The 14658-nt window shown below is 51.3% G+C and carries 15 protein-coding genes and 1 pseudogene; 6 read left to right on the forward strand and 10 right to left on the reverse strand.

Annotation, left to right across the window (positions count from 1 at the left end):
- Window positions 1-236: 236 nt before the first annotated feature.
- Both ACUVOF_RS09295 and ACUVOF_RS09300 read right to left on the reverse strand, forming a co-directional pair.
- Window positions 237-506 (reverse strand): hypothetical protein, encoded by a 270-nt coding sequence (locus ACUVOF_RS09295; protein ID WP_447044088.1) that lies wholly within the window; start codon window positions 504-506, stop codon window positions 237-239.
- A 200-nt stretch (window positions 507-706) separates the two neighbouring features.
- A pseudogene (locus ACUVOF_RS09300) lies at window positions 707-772 on the reverse strand (DUF4113 domain-containing protein); the annotation flags it as partial.
- 800 nt (window positions 773-1572) lie between these two features.
- Between ACUVOF_RS09300 and ACUVOF_RS09305 the strand changes: the two are divergent.
- Window positions 1573-2313, forward strand: coding sequence for a Crp/Fnr family transcriptional regulator (locus ACUVOF_RS09305; RefSeq protein WP_447044089.1), 741 nt, complete (start codon window positions 1573-1575; stop codon window positions 2311-2313).
- Window positions 2314-2319: 6 nt separating this feature from the next.
- On the opposite strand, the gene ACUVOF_RS09310 is transcribed toward ACUVOF_RS09305, so the two are convergent.
- From ACUVOF_RS09310 to ACUVOF_RS09320, 3 genes are read right to left on the reverse strand one after another with little or no spacing between them, the layout of a single operon-like run.
- Window positions 2320-3594, reverse strand: a complete 1275-nt coding sequence (locus ACUVOF_RS09310; protein ID WP_447044090.1) for a Y-family DNA polymerase — start codon at window positions 3592-3594, stop codon at window positions 2320-2322.
- Window positions 3591-4040: a LexA family protein gene (locus tag ACUVOF_RS09315; RefSeq protein WP_447044091.1), complete on the reverse strand. Its 450-nt coding sequence runs from the start codon at window positions 4038-4040 to the stop codon at window positions 3591-3593. Before ACUVOF_RS09315 ends, ACUVOF_RS09310 begins: the two co-directional genes overlap by 4 nt.
- Window positions 4037-4267, reverse strand: coding sequence for a DUF1654 domain-containing protein (locus tag ACUVOF_RS09320; RefSeq protein ID WP_447044092.1), 231 nt, complete (start codon window positions 4265-4267; stop codon window positions 4037-4039). Before ACUVOF_RS09320 ends, ACUVOF_RS09315 begins: the two co-directional genes overlap by 4 nt.
- Window positions 4268-4342: 75 nt before the next feature.
- Here ACUVOF_RS09320 and ACUVOF_RS09325 point away from each other — a divergent pair, with 75 nt between their 5' ends.
- Together ACUVOF_RS09325 and ACUVOF_RS09330 are read left to right on the forward strand one after the other, a co-directional pair.
- Window positions 4343-5092: an SOS response-associated peptidase gene (locus ACUVOF_RS09325; protein WP_447044093.1), complete on the forward strand. Its 750-nt coding sequence runs from the start codon at window positions 4343-4345 to the stop codon at window positions 5090-5092.
- 275 nt (window positions 5093-5367) lie between these two features.
- Complete coding sequence (locus ACUVOF_RS09330; protein ID WP_447044094.1) at window positions 5368-5961, forward strand: hypothetical protein; 594 nt, start codon at window positions 5368-5370, stop codon at window positions 5959-5961.
- A gap of 1435 nt (window positions 5962-7396) precedes the next feature.
- Here the strand turns inward: ACUVOF_RS09330 and ACUVOF_RS09335 are convergent.
- Window positions 7397-8416 carry an SDR family oxidoreductase gene (locus ACUVOF_RS09335; RefSeq protein WP_447044095.1) on the reverse strand — a complete coding sequence of 340 codons (1020 nt, stop codon included), beginning with the start codon at window positions 8414-8416 and terminating at the stop codon, window positions 7397-7399.
- A 307-nt stretch (window positions 8417-8723) separates the two neighbouring features.
- Here ACUVOF_RS09335 and ACUVOF_RS09340 point away from each other — a divergent pair, with 307 nt between their 5' ends.
- A complete protein-coding gene (locus ACUVOF_RS09340; protein WP_447044096.1) occupies window positions 8724-9155 on the forward strand; it encodes a DUF488 domain-containing protein in 432 nt (143 codons plus the stop codon).
- A gap of 66 nt (window positions 9156-9221) precedes the next feature.
- Here the strand turns inward: ACUVOF_RS09340 and ACUVOF_RS09345 are convergent, their stop codons facing one another.
- On the reverse strand, window positions 9222-9788 hold the full coding sequence (locus tag ACUVOF_RS09345) for a YIP1 family protein (RefSeq protein ID WP_447044097.1): 567 nt from the start codon (window positions 9786-9788) through the stop codon (window positions 9222-9224).
- Window positions 9789-9916: 128 nt separating this feature from the next.
- On the opposite strand from ACUVOF_RS09345, the gene ACUVOF_RS09350 reads away from it, so the two are divergent.
- Complete coding sequence (locus tag ACUVOF_RS09350) at window positions 9917-10333, forward strand: MarR family winged helix-turn-helix transcriptional regulator (RefSeq protein ID WP_447044098.1); 417 nt, start codon at window positions 9917-9919, stop codon at window positions 10331-10333.
- Window positions 10334-10494: 161 nt separating this feature from the next.
- Window positions 10495-10815, forward strand: a complete 321-nt coding sequence (locus ACUVOF_RS09355) for a carboxymuconolactone decarboxylase family protein (RefSeq protein WP_447044099.1) — start codon at window positions 10495-10497, stop codon at window positions 10813-10815.
- A gap of 103 nt (window positions 10816-10918) precedes the next feature.
- Here the strand turns inward: ACUVOF_RS09355 and ACUVOF_RS09360 are convergent, their stop codons facing one another.
- From ACUVOF_RS09360 to ACUVOF_RS09370, 3 genes are all read right to left on the reverse strand, one after another.
- Window positions 10919-12412, reverse strand: a complete 1494-nt coding sequence (locus tag ACUVOF_RS09360) for an MFS transporter (protein WP_447044100.1) — start codon at window positions 12410-12412, stop codon at window positions 10919-10921.
- 56 nt (window positions 12413-12468) lie between these two features.
- A complete protein-coding gene (locus ACUVOF_RS09365) occupies window positions 12469-12927 on the reverse strand; it encodes a universal stress protein (RefSeq protein ID WP_447044101.1) in 459 nt (152 codons plus the stop codon).
- 73 nt (window positions 12928-13000) lie between these two features.
- Complete coding sequence (locus ACUVOF_RS09370; RefSeq protein WP_447044102.1) at window positions 13001-14593, reverse strand: antiporter; 1593 nt, start codon at window positions 14591-14593, stop codon at window positions 13001-13003.
- Window positions 14594-14658 lie beyond the last annotated feature (65 nt).

Genomic DNA, 14658 nt, shown 5'->3' on the forward strand with positions numbered 1-14658 from the left:
GGACTATGTGTCGTCAATTGAAAGATTAGCTGTGGGTGATTCTAATGAAATGCATAAGTCTGTGATGTAAGAAATCTCTTACAAAAAAGTCAGCGATCTCTTACATAACCACTGCGAACACGCTGCTAGTGTGAAGGTGTGACGCCAGGGACGCCGCTATTAGCATGACGAACACGTCACTCAAGGAAGATTGGAGTAGCGAAAGGAATCATGAGTGCCAGGGACGGCATCTACGGTTAATTATTATCAGCATCATTTGACTGCAAGCTGAGCAGCCATTCAATGTCCTCATCATTTACGGCATAGTAGGATTCTTCTGTCATGGGGTTTTCGAAGCGCTCTTCTGCCACGTGATTAAGCACCTGGCCGGTGGAAAGATAAAAGCTAACAGTGCTGGCATCCTTTCCAGATAAAGGCCGGTGGTGTAGGTGGTGCACTGGTCTGATTTCGGCAACTACATAATCATCGCCCCCGTCGGCATTCTTTACGGCTATCGTTCGTGACATAACCTCCCCCCGACCTTCGTTGGTCTTATTAATCTGGCTTGCTATCCAAGAGCATAGCGCGTGGGAGCTCTGGCCGCATCGTGCTTTTTCGCACCTGCGTGCTGATTTACTTCTGCCAAGCATTTAGTTGAATGAACCAGGCTTCCCGCTAGAAGCTGCTAAACTAAAAGGAGGGAGCTAGACCTGCCAGGGAAGGCTCTCTATGATTTAGCAATTGGCAGTTCATTCCACTTTGTTGTGTAGCGCGGCGTCCGGTGCTCGCAACGCTATTCCCATGCGTTCATCTTCCTCGGCATCCCGAGCCGGACTGCACACGGCTGCAGGCGGTTTTTTGTGCCTGTAGGTTAGGCGACTAAAGTTGACCCGATGTATCTGATGAACTAGGGTAAACGTGTCGGTGGCAGGAGAGCTGCTGTAGAAACGGATGTCACGCTCAGGAAGGGCGGCCACAAGCCAGGAAGGCAAAAGAGTCTTAAGACGCCCCCATAGGGGGCGTTTTTTTGTGCCTTAGAACAATGCAGATACTTAACTTTATACAGCGCTATTAACTGAGTTATCCATTTATAGTCTATGTTATTATTAGTACTATTAAATTAACAAAAGAATTGTTTTCCTAGTACTCCCCAATTAAAATGGTGTTATTGGCTGCAGTGAACTGCACGTAAAACAGAAATTCGCTCAGGATGAGCGGCCACAAGCCAGTCGTCATAAGACGCCCCTTGAATGGGGCGTTTTTATTTTATGTAAGAAACCACTTACAAAATTATCAGTGATGTCTTACAAATGCCGTTGGCAGTAGCTGTTACGGTGAAGGTGTGACGCCAGGGACGCCGCTATTAGCATGACGAACGCGTCACGCCAAGGAAGGCTAATGGTAAAGTAGGATTCAGGCTGGCCATGGACGGTACCCTCTTAAGCCAAGCGGCTTCCCTCCCTTCCTCCTTCATGTCTGCTAGTTAGCCCTATGAATTAACTTTTATGGGGTTCATTATTGGTCTCCTTAAATTAACGGGTTAATCAGTTAAAGTTAGCCGCCAGCTGCTTTTCTTTACCCATGGAGTCCGCTATGTCGTCTGAACTTTACACCCCCAGCGGCCTATTGATCCGCAAGCTGGAAAGCATTTTTTCGCTATCAGAGGAAGAGAAGCAGGCCATTAAAGATCTGCCCATCAAGATAAAAGAACATAAAGCTCATCAAAGCATCGTTAACATTGGTGATCGGCCTTCACATTGCTGCATAGTTCTAGAGGGGTTTGCATATGTCTATAAGGACACGATTCAAGGTAAACGCCAAATACTAGCCCTTCACATACCAGGTGATATGCCGGATTTGCAAAGCCTCCATCTGCAAGTTCTGGATATTAATATTGCTTCACTCAGCTCCTGCAAACTTGGCTATATTGAGCATGATGATTTGCGGCGCTTATGCGAAAGCTACCCACGGCTCACCGCTGCCTTTTGGCGTGAAACGCTCGTGCAGGCCTCCATTTATCGAGAGTGGCTGGTCAATAATGGCCAGCGCGAGGGCTACGCCCGCATCGCCCATCTTATCTGTGAGCTGATGGTGCGCTTGAAAGCGGTAGATTTGGTCAAAGGAAACAAGTTTGCGATGCCTGCCAGCCAGGCTGAGCTGGCGGATGCAACCGGCATGACGCCCGTTCACATGAACAGAGTGCTCCAGGCACTTCGCGGGGACGGCTTGTTAGTCGCTGATAGAAACGATGTGGCTATTTCCGATTGGGAAGCGCTAAAGGTAGCGGGTGAGTTCGAGCCCCTTTACCTACATTTTCTGAATGAAGCGGCATAGTGATGACTATGTATTGACGCATGCTAATTCGTCCCAGCGCGTCGTGTACCGAGGCGTGCGGTGTTCACAACGTAATTCCCATGCGTTGATCTTCCTCGGCATCCCCAGCCTGACCGTGTTCTTCCCATGTTCACGGTTCAGCTTATCCAGCGTCGCCATTAGTCTTTCATTGCGTTCCCGCTGCTCATCGCTCACCGGCTCAGCCAAGAGCCCCAGCTGCTCATTATCGTGGTCGCAGAGATCCATGAGCATCAGGCCGCATTTTTGGAACCAGATTCCTTCTTTGAATATCCGATCAAGCCCAGCGATCGCAGCACGAACCAGCTCACGGCTGTCGTCAGTCGGGTGGGGTAACGGTACCACCAAAGATTTGTTGTGGCTGGGCAGGTCCTGCCTGAATTTGTTCGTTCGTACAAATACCATGATCGCTTGGGCTAAGCTCTTTTGCTTGCGTAGTTTTTCACCAGCGCGGGAGGCATGCACTCGGACCGCCTCATGCAGATCCGCTTTGTTGTTTGTGAGGCGACCAAAGCTGCGGGATACCATTATCTGTTGTTTAGGCTGCGCCATATCATCAAGCGAGATGCAGTCTTCACCCCGGAGCTCATAAACGATCCGCTCCATCACGACGCTAAAATGTTTTCTTAGATGCTTGGGCGCGGCTTCCCTCAGCTGCCAGGCTGTCTCAATGCCCAGTGTGTTCAGGCGGGCAGCACTGCGGCCGGCAATACCCCAAATCTCGGTGACCGGCAACTGCTGCAGGAAGGCTTTTGTATCATCGCTGCGCGGATGCATGATGGCCACGCCGTTAAAATGGCTTTCTTTTTTAGCCCTATGATTAGCTATTTTAGCCAGCGTTTTAGAGGTGCTAAGTCCAACGCTAACGGGTATGCCGGTATCGCGGCGCACTTGGTGCCGCATTTCTTGGCATCGCTCCTCGAGCGTGTCAGGTTCGAAACCCTCAAAGCCTAGAAATGATTCGTCGATTGAATAAACGTCCACGTGCGGGGTGTGCTGTGAGAGTACGTCGGTCACGCGGCGGCTCATATCTCCGTACAGCGCATAGTTTGAGCTCAGCAGAATGCACTGGCGGCGGATGTGCGGATCTATCTGATGCGCGGGCATTCCCATCGGCACGCCCAATTGCTTTATTTCTGCTGACCTGGCGACGACACAGCCATCATTATTCGACATCACGCCAACAGGGCGGCCTTCCAACTTCGGGTTGAACACACGCTCGCATGACACATAAAAATTATTGCAATCAACGAGAGCAATCATACGGTGAACCCAGGCGCTAAAGAATGAATGTTATGCGTGACCACGCCCCAAACTTGGCATTCACGGCCTTCAAGCGGGATTGGCCGAAATTCAGGATTCGCGGCGAACAGGTAGTGACGGTTGCCAATCACGTCGTAACGCTTGCACGTGAGCTCGCCATCGACGCTCATGATAATGATGTGCCCCGGCTTTGGCTTAAGCGAGCGATCGACAATGAGTAAGTCACCGTCATAGATGCCTGCGCCGGTCATTGATGTGCCTTTGGCTCTTAGAAAATACGTAGCGCTGGGGTGCTGAATTAGGTGAGCGACAAGATCTAACTCAGCTTCCAGATAATCATCCGCCGGCGAAGGGAAACCGGTGCGCACTTCGCCCGCGGCTAATGGCAGCTTAAGCGGTGGGGCAGTGGTATCGACGCGGCCCAGAATAGAAAGGTGCATACTCATGCCATGCTCTCGTCAGGATTCCAGCGCAGACGGATATGCTCGGCAGCGTCATCAAGCGGTATCAACGTCACATTCTCGACAGTGCCTAGATCCGACAGCATTTGCGCCCAGTCATCGTCGGTATCGTCGGGCTGACGGTGGATCTCTGCACACTGTTTTGACTGAGCTCCAGGGCTGCCGATAATACGCTGTACTCGTTTGACTAACTGCTCGTAAGATTTTGACATTAGCGCCTCCTTGAATGACTGGTGATATATACAGTAACGAGGAGGACGATAAGTGATGAGCATCGTTGATCGCAAGTGCTTTTATTTGTCCGTTGGTTGTACGCTGGTCGTAATGTGCTGTTTTGCTTTGGGTTACGCGATCCTAAAATTATCGGCTATGCTGCGTTCATGTGTGGACGATTCGCGTTATTCACCCCGTTAGATCGGCTGGCCAACAAGGTCGGCGCGGCTGTGCCTGAGCAAAAGGTAAGGCAACGCTACAACGTTGCGCCTGGAACTTGGATCGCAGCCGTGCACCAAGCGTCAGAAAACGAGGCGCCGATCATTGATGAAATGTGGTGGGGGTATCGCCCTAAATGGGCAAAAGGCAACGGCAATCAGCCAATTAATGCCCGGGTAGAAACCGTTGCTACGAATGGCTACTTCAAATCGGCTTTTGCTCGGCACCGTTGCTTAATCCCCGCGGACGGGTGGTATGAGTGGATAAAAGACTCAAAGCCCAAGCAGCCGCACTACATATGCAGGGCTGACCGGGAGCCGCTGTACTTTGCTGGGATATTCGCTGAGCGTGAAGACGGCAGCTTAGGGTGTGCGATCGTCACTGAGCCAGCACGAGGTAGCGCTGAGGAAGTACACGATCGTATGCCGTTGATACTGGATGACGACAGTTTGGAGCACTGGCTGGCACCTGATGTGACAGATCGGGAAGCCATTCGCAGCCTAGTTCATCACATCGATGCCGATCTAATTGAGCATTGGGCTGTGAGTACGGCGGTGAATAAGCCGGCTGAGGGGCAGGGCGAGGAGTTGATTAATCCGGCGTAGCTATCAACTGGTCGCAGAATCAGCCCGATTATGGGTAGCATTCACTGATCTTAGCTGTGAATGTATCACTATAGTACGCCGCTGCGATTTCATGAACGGCCATGCTGCCATAGCAAGGCTGGGCGCTACACGCAGAAGCTGGTGCCACTAATCAGTATGCCTCAGGTTGGAATCCTGGTTTAGGTTGCAAGCGATCTCTAGGCAGCGTGCTAGCTTGGCGATTAAAAGGAAAATTGCGGAGAATAACGAATCACTCCAACGATATTAAGGTTCTGATGAAGTCTTCTGAAGTCATTGAAATATTCAAGAGCTCAATAGCAGCCACGAAAGCGAATGGCGTAGAGCATGTTCCGATAGAAAATCTTGAAGCCTTTGCAAACGAACTGCATGGTTTAGTTGGCAAGACGCCAGATGATGTCGCTGCTGGCGAAGCGGCTTTAGAAGAGTATCGTGCTCATCTCTCAGCTTGGGTCTCCTCAAGCCAGCAACGCCATGAGACGAACTTGGAAATGCTACGCTCTGTCGTAACAGTAGGGCAATCGGCTTTGAAAAGTGCACTGCTCATCAATGGCGGCGCTTCTGTGGCCTTGCTAGCCTTTATCGGAAAAATATGGGGAGGCACAAATGCACAGCCCACATTAGATGCTCTTGCCGCTGCGCTTCTCTGCTATATCTTTGGCGTTCTTTCTTCAGCAATGGCAGCGGGAGCAACTTACTTTTCGCAGGCCGGTTATGCAGGTGAATTCGGAAGTATCGCCCATAGGGTAGGACGCAGCGGGCATGTTGCTGCAGTGCTCTTTGTGTTTGGTGGGTATTACCTTTTTGCAAGAGGGTCATGGTTGGCATTTAAAGCCATAGGACTTGGCTGAGCGTAATTTTTTTGGATTTAAGTGAGAAAACGGAACACCGGCCTTTCTTAGGCCGGGCCGTCTGTTTTAGCACAAGTCAGGCCAGTCGCAGTCTTTCCAGCGGTAAACCTTTTCGCCGTAACTGAATGGTAAGGTGGCACCGTTTCGTGGTGATATGGTGAAACTGCCATCGTGGTTAACGAAGGCACGGTGCATTCTTGACTGAGGTGTGGCTTTGCCTGCTACGTCTCGAAGAGTAACAATAACAACATATAAGCCTAAGCTAGGCCGCATTTCAGTAAGGGGGGTAAAAGTAGAAGTGTTCACTGAAGTTTTCCTGGTTAGCGCCTCACGGCGTGAATAGAAATTCCGATTCTAGCGAAGCCGCCCGAGTTTGCAACCCAATGAACTGCGCCGCCAATTTGCTATGCCATGTATCGCATTACGTAGAAAGGAGCTTAAGAGGTCGCAGCTAGGTCGAAGAATAAACTAACCAATATAAGCATCTGAATCGAAGAAAGGTATCAGAAAACCAAAAATATCAAATGAAAACTATGGCGCAACCTGTTGATATTTATAGAGCGATTTAGCCTTATTGGCTGATGTTCAAATAGAGAATTTTATATTTATAATCAATGGGTTACTGTGTTGAGGGCGCGAAAATGGGGTTGCAAAGGTCGCAGGTTCGAATCCTGTCGCTCCGACCAAAAGAATATATAAAACGGTCACTTAGCTAATTGCTACAGTGGCCGTTTTTGTTTGGAAAAGTTCTAGGTGATATATAGGTGGCACCCGACCGGAGTTTTTTGATGAGGTCGCTTCATCGTTTACTAAAAAACGGATCATGGTCTGTACGTTTTACTGCACAGAAAGCCCATAACCGTTACGACTCGGGGAACGCTTTTGGAGGGTGGTCTAAAGGTAAAGGCTTCAACGGCTTTATACGCAGCCGCCTGTAATCCTGGCGCTGCAACATTGCCAGCCCACATCAATAGGCTATCCTTTGATTCGCCTTCACTAACTCTATCTCTAACCTCAATTGCCATTTCGGTAAGCTTCTGGCGATCCCTGCAGTCGCTAATTGTTTGGCCGAAAGCTATAGAGGACAATAAAACGAGACACAAGCCCATTATTAACTTTTTCTTCATCATTGCGCTCCACTTCAACCTCCCTGCGTACTTGGCCGTTTCTGGGCCCAAGCAGTGGATTGAATATTCTCGGCAGTAGTCCGTCACGACAAATTCCCCTTTAAGTCACGCCAGCAGGGAACGTATCGCACTTAGGTTTGGAATTACAGTGTTCAAGTTTATGGAGTTAGTTCATTGGCGGTTTTTATTTGCCCGCTAGCAGATCGGTGCACGGAAGATGCAGCCGCCTAGTCTTGCTGTGCTGTTTTAAATGCCCACTGATAAAACCGTGGCGGCTGCCTGCGTAAGGAGCGATGCGCTATCGGGCGTTAGTTCTTCGAACGCCGCCCGGCCAGGGCAACGGCGCCGATCAATGCGCCAGCCAATACGGTCGTGGTCAGTACCGGGTGCATCGAGGCATTGGTGTATAAGCTGGTCTTGGAAACGTGGCTGGCGTATCGGGCGCGTTCGCGCATATCGGTGGCCGGTTCTTGCAGGGCGAAGTGGCGGCGATGCTCCGGCTTATCGTTCTGCTGCTGTCCTACGATCTTCGCCGACATGATCTTGTCCATCAACCGTGGTGCGCAGTGTCCCAGCGCGGCCATGAGCCGTCCGCCACCACCGACGTACATGTCACGGCGGGGATGTTCGGCGCAGTAGAGGATACTGCGCGCAACGATGCGGGGGTCGTAGAGCGGTGGCGGCAGGGTCGGTTCCATGTCCATGACGTTGCCGGCGTGTTCGGGGAAGGGTGTTGCGATACTGGCCGGCTTGATCAATGTGACCGAAATGGGCGCGCCGACATGTTCGAGTTCCATGCGCAGGGCGTCGGTGAAGCCCTTGACGGCATGCTTGGCGGCCGAATACATGCCCTGATAGGGTATGGCTTGGTCCGAGGCGATCGAGCCGATGTTGATGATCGCACCGGCGTAGCCTTCGTGGCGCTTGCTCAGGTGACGTGCCGCTTCCAGCGAACCGTACACGACGCCCCAGTAAGTCGTGTCGAACAGGCGGCGGTAATCTTCTTCGTCGATATCGAGCAAGTTGCCGAAAAGGGATACGCCGGCATTGTTGATCCAGGTATCGAAGCCGCCGAAAGTATCAATGGCGGTTTGCGTTATCCTGTGAACTTGCGCTTTATCGCCGACATCCACCGCGACGTGGACGGCCTCGCCACCGGCGAGGTTGATTTCGTCACAGAGCTCGCGCAATGTATTCTCGTCACGTGCCGCCAGAACCAGACGGGCGCCATGCTCGGCGGCCATGCGCGCAGTTGCCAGGCCGATACCCGTGGTGGCGCCGGTGATAATCACCCTTTGGTTTTCCAAATTTTTCAAATGCAGTGCCATTTCGCGCTCCTTGCTTGTGTCTGCGGTTTTCGGATAGGAACTGTCGGACCCAGATTGTCAGTTCGAATCGTTCTCTCAGGATAGACGCTCAGCAAGGATTGCAACATGCTGTGACGCAACGGGCAGTGTCTGGCTTCAGTACGAAAGAACGTAGTGAATAACTTTTACGAGAAATGATAGAGCAACTGATCTTCATATCGATTGGTGCGCGTCCAGTGGACTGGTATCTGGAGCCATTGATGGTATCTTAAAATCAAATAAGATTATTCACTGAAGCCACGAACGCTTCGGGTGGGGTAACGCGCCGATGGGATATGAAATTAAGCTTAAGCGCATATATACGCCAGGAGATGAACACGATGGTGCGCGTCTGTTGGTTGATCGGTTATGGCCTAGCGGACTAAAGCGTTGTTCGCTTGCTCTGAATGACTGGTGCCAGGAGGTCGCGCCATCCACTGAGTTATGCCGTCAATATCGACAGAAAGAAATCAGTAAATCAATGTTTCTTGAGCGATACATAAGTGAGCTTAGGGCATGCCCCGATAAGCTACTGCCTTTAATGAGATACGCACGAACAGGGCGACTTACCTTGCTAACAGCGGCTCGTCAAATCGAACGTTCACACCTCCCGGTAATTAAGGAGTTGACGCTATCAGCGCTTGCAGAGGAAGACGCGAGTGATAGCGAATTCTGCTCCTCTCCCTGCTTCGCGCATACATTGCCCGTCTTTCAACGTTAGTCGTTGTAATGCTTGATTCTAGTTTGGTTTCTGCCCCTGCATGCTGAAGTGACCATTATTCATTTTTCAATACGCCCAAATAACAGCCAATAAAACGCCCCATCCTAAAGCGCTAGCTGCCATAATCGTATAAGTCACTGAGATGGTAATAACATCAAATTCTTTGTGTGTGCAGAGTGCTTGTAAACCGTGGTAAATCAAGCTGCAAGAAATAGCCAACGCCGTCAGTATCACTGCTATGTTGAAAAATAGGTTGGGTATTAACAGTACCAATGACGAGATGAAAAGAGGCAGGGGTGCAAAGGTAGCAATGAGATAGGCATCTTGGTAAGTGATGGATAGCTCTTCAGTTCCACTGACGACAGCATGAATCAACCATCCCATGATAAAAAAACTTAGCAGCTCGGCGAGAAAAATAATGGTAGTGATAAACCGCCATTCTCGCTCAGCAAATCCGATCATAAACGTATCGTCGTAGTGGGTGCCCGCAAAATAGAGCATCACCGGGGGTAAGAGTGACAGGGGTAAAACCACTAACCAGGCTAGTAAAGGAATGGAGGGGGCGGACGCTTGTAACTCTCTCCAGCCTGCACGATGGCTAAATGGCAATTTGAACAACGTTACTACATTCATTTTTAAATTCCTCCTAATGGTGCAGGCTTAAATGGCTGTTTATATCACTATGTGATACTATTTTTTGAAGTGGTATTTATATTGTCAAGGGCGTGATCGCTAAACATGAGGCAAAGAGAACTGGAAAAATGAGCAAAAAGGCTGCACTTGATAAAAACGATTTTGAGCGATTGTCGCAATTCCGTTACCGATTACGTTGCTTCCTTCGCCATAGTGAAGATATCTGCCGCCGCTATGGGCTAACGCCCTTGCAGTATCAGCTATTGCTACATCTACGTGGTTTCCAAGGAAGGGATTGGGCAACGGTAGGGGAGCTTGCTGAGCGTCTTCAAGCGAAACATCACGGTGTAGTGGCGCTGGTTGACCGCTGCGAGCAGCTATCGTTGGTTGAGCGGCGGCAAGGGCGCGAAGATCGTCGTCAAATAGAGGTACATCTATTAGAAGAGGGGGTAAATCGGGTAACGCAAATAGCCGAAACCCATCAACCCGAGTTGCGTCATTTGCAGGAAGAGACGCCGTTTCCTCTTTGGAATAACCCCACTTAACGCTGAGCTTAAACAGGTTAATATAATTAAAATTCATTAAACGTCTCTATTAGAAAAGTGTCGGGCGATTGCTGCGTTTAGCCTTTAAGTGTGGTGGGTGGCGTTAATTGCCTTATTTGTATACGGTGAACTTATCCATTTAATTGCCAAGGAAGCACTCAATGACAAAGCACGATTTACCTTCCGGCGCCGGAGATGTCGCAAACCAGTATCCTGAGGTATGGGATGCTTATGCCGCTTTGGGTAAAGCCTGCGCTGAGGCAGGTCCGCTTGATGAACGTAGTCGGCGGTTGATAAAACTCTCGTTGGCGATAGGTGCCCGCTCCGAGGGGGCCGTTCACTCTCATGTTCGTCGTGCTCTCGAAGAGGGCGTGAGCGCCGAGGAGCTCAAGCAAGTCGCCATGCTAGCGATTCCTACCACAGGATTTCCGAATGCCGTTGCGGCTTTAACCTGGATAGAAGACATCACGGATCCTGATTAAGGTCGCTTTAAACGGCACTGTTTTAGTAAAGGGCACTGTCCGTACCTAAGCAACGGACAGTGCCGTGAGACTAGTGATAACTTGAGCGCCTAGCACTTGTGGTTTAGAGCTTTGCGTTTAGTAGAGCTTGCTCTTCGATGGCCCTATCCACTGAAGAGACATAGTATTCGTCGTCAAAGGCGCCCTCTGGCTCCTTAAGCCATACCAGGCAGATCAGCCAGCTAATAAAAGCGCCGGTGGCGATGATGTAGAAGAACTGCGATGGGGTTACAAACGTAAAAATAGTCAGGTAGACCACGGCACCCACATTCCCGTAGGCACCGGCCATGCCAGAGATCTGCCCGGTGATACGGCGTTTGATGGAGGGAATAATGCCGAAGGTCGCTCCCTCGGCCCCTTGCACGAAAACCGAAGTGCCAATAGTAACGGCAATGGCTAGAATCAACGGCCAGCTCGAATTGAGTAATGCCATTAACAAGAACCCGACGCTAATGCCAAACATGTAGCACAGCATCACGAAGCGTCGGTTGCCCATGCGGTCAGAAACCATACCACCCATGGGGCGGGCTACCAGATTGACGAAAGCAAACGACGCCGCGATCAGGCCAGCTGTGGCGGCGTTCAATCCCCAGGTCTCTTCAAAGAACATGGGCAGCATCGATACCACCGCTAATTCAGCGCCGAAGTTGGCAAAGTAAGTACTATTTAGCGCGGCGACACTATTGAACGAGTACTTATCATCTTCGGGTACCCCCTTGCGCAGGATCGGCAGGTTGACCCTTAAAATCTGTACTATCTGATAAATAACGATCGCCACGATAACTAGGTAGGCGATGACCGCCCCGGTAACCGATAAATAGCCCATGTACTGGATCCGCCAGACCAAAATCGCGAGTACGCCGACCAGCGGGATAGTCCAGATGATCAACTTGATCATGTCGCCCCAAGAGCTCACTTCCATCGCAGCGGTCTTGCGGGGTTTACGGTGGGCCTGAGCATCCGGGCCATCGGTAATCGCGAACCAGTAGTAGATGCCGTAGGCTGCCATAACGATGGCGCTTTGAGCGATAGCCCAGCGCCAGCCATCGGAGCCGCCATACATGCTTAAAGCAATGGTCGGCAGAGACATGGCCGCCACGGCGGAACCGAAGTTGCCCCAGCCGGCGTAGAAGCCTTCGGCGAAGCCGATGTCCTTAGGCTTGAACCACAGTGCCGTCATATGGATACCTACCACGAAGCTGGCACCAATCGAGCTCAATACCAGGCGCGCCACTAGCAGCTGGGTCATGCTGTTACCGAAAGCGAACGCCAGCGCCGGTAGCGACATACTCACCATCAATACGGAGAACACCCGGCGTGGACCGAAACGATCCAATGCCATACCAACGATAATGCGGGCCGGAATGGTCAAGGCGACGTTGCATATGGCGAACAGCTTGAGATCGTCAGAGGTCAGCCAATCCACGCTTTTGAGCATGCTCGACGCCAGCGGCGCCATGTTGAACCATACATAAAAGGTAATAAAGAAGGCGATCCAGGTCAGGTGCAAGGCCCGGATTTCAGGGCTGCGAAACTTAAATACAGTGGAAACTTTCATGGTCGTATCGTCCTGTGTCCCAAAGATGGTATGTCCCAAAGGTGGCTAGAGGTGGCTCAAGGGCTGGGTAGGATCAACAAGGGGCACTCGGCGCGCCGGGCCAGGAACGAGCTGACGCTGCCGAAAGTCATGTAGTCGAGTTCATCGACGAAGTAAGTCAACGACTTGGCAATGATGCCGCCGTCCGGTTGATGACTATGGCGTGCAATTACTAAGAGATCGGGAGTAATTTTCCGAGTAGCCTGAAGCAGCATCTTGCGCGCATCCCCCTCAGCTAAAAGCTGCTCGGCCTGAAATCCTTCACCCGTAGCAAACGCTACTCCCTCCTGAAGATGCTTCTTAATTTCGTCATGCTCCTGCTGAAAAAGCGTTTCGTTGTGATCAGTAGCGTCGCGTGGGTTCTCCACGACACCGACTAATACCAGCATGGGGTGGTTGCAGCGGAACATATCCACGATTTGTGCAAGCGCCAGCTTGGCGTTTCGCGAACCGTCGTAGGCAATCATGATTTTCATGGTGTCCTCCCGCTCTGGGGTAGGGGATCAAACCCCGGAACTTGGCTCCGGGAGTAAATAACTCAGGCAATACTCAGGGGTTCTTAACGTAGGCGCTCTTGCGCAGGTAGAACCACCAATTAATGACGAGGCAGATGGCGTAGAAAACAGCGAAGCCGTACATAGCAAGTTCTGGTGTGCCAGCCTGGATTTGCTCACCCATTACTCGCGGTGCGATGAAGGCGCCATAGGCAGCGACGGCAGAGGTCCAGCCAAGCACCGGGCCTTTCTGTTGTTGGTCGAAAATTACACCGATGCTGCGGAAAGTAGAGCCATTGCCGATGCCGCTGGCGGCAAAGAGAACAATGAAAAGCAGCAGAAAAATCCAAAAGAACTGATTCGGGTCGGTAGCGTTGTAGGCCTGCATCATCACGTAGCCGGTCGCGATGGAAGCGACCACCATGATTACTGAGATGATTTGGGTAACGATGGAACCGCCCACTTTATCGGAAATCCACCCCCCCAGCGGGCGGATCAGAGCGCCCACGAAGGGGCCTATCCAGGCCCAGGTTAAAGCGCTGGGCGCTTCGGGGTTGGCCACGCGAACCAGCGTGCCATCGGCGGCCGCTTCCATCATATTGCCGAAAATGACGTTGATGGATAGCGGTAGCGCCGCCGAGAAGCCGATAAAGGAGCCGAAGGTCAGAATGTAGAGAATGGTCATCGACCAAGTATGCTTATTGGAAAATATGGCGAACTGCTTCTGGATGTTGGGTTTGATATCACCAGGAATTAGGCGCAATAAGACCAGGGTCAAGACGATGGTTAGCGGCAGGGCAACCCACATATTCAGCCAGCCGAGTGCCAGCATGCCGATGATCGAGGTAACCAGGCCGACGCCGTAGAGCCCCAATATTTTGCTAAAAGCCGCCAGTGGTGAGCCGGGGTTAGGCGTAATAGTGCGTAGATTATTCATGCCGAACCAACCGGCGAACGCTAGCGGAATTAGAAATACTAGCCAGATAAAGCCAGCATTTTGGATCCAGGTATGGGTACCTGCTTCGATTCGGCCAATCAAGGTACCGCTGGCGCTTTGCAACTCCATCGGTGAACCGACAAGCGCGCCGAAAATACCCACAGTCATCACCAACGGGATCACGATCTGCATGGTAGTAACGCCGAAATTGCCAAGGCCCGCGTTCATGCCCAGAGCGTAGCCTTGCTGCTTGCTGGGGAAAAAAGTAGAAATGTTGCTCATTGAGCAAGCGAAGTTACCACCACCGATACCCGAAAGTAGTGCTAACGCTTGGAATACCCAGAACGGTGTACCTGGATTCATCAAGGCGATGCCGGTACCGGCGGCAGGGACCATCAGTAGCGCAGTGGTCAGGAAGATGGTGTTACGCCCGCCCGCGATGCGTATCATGAAAGACGCGGGAATGCGCAATGTTGCACCTGCCAAACCGGCAAGCGCGGTCAGGGAGAATAGTTGGTTAATCGTGAATGAGAAGCCCAGGTTCTGCATCTGGGTGGTGATCATTCCCCACATCATCCAGACAGCAAAACCCATCAGCAGGCTAGGAATGGATACCCATAGGTTACGGTTGGCGACCCGTTTGCCTTCTTTCTCCCAGAACTCGGCGTCTTCGACATCCCACTTCTCAATGTCAGCGTTTCTCTTACTCATGGCGGTTTTCCTTTGGCATCAAACCTTTCTACGTCTAAGTAGTTAACAGGCAAGATACGCTTGGA

Source organism: Vreelandella sp. H-I2 (assembly GCF_052959335.1).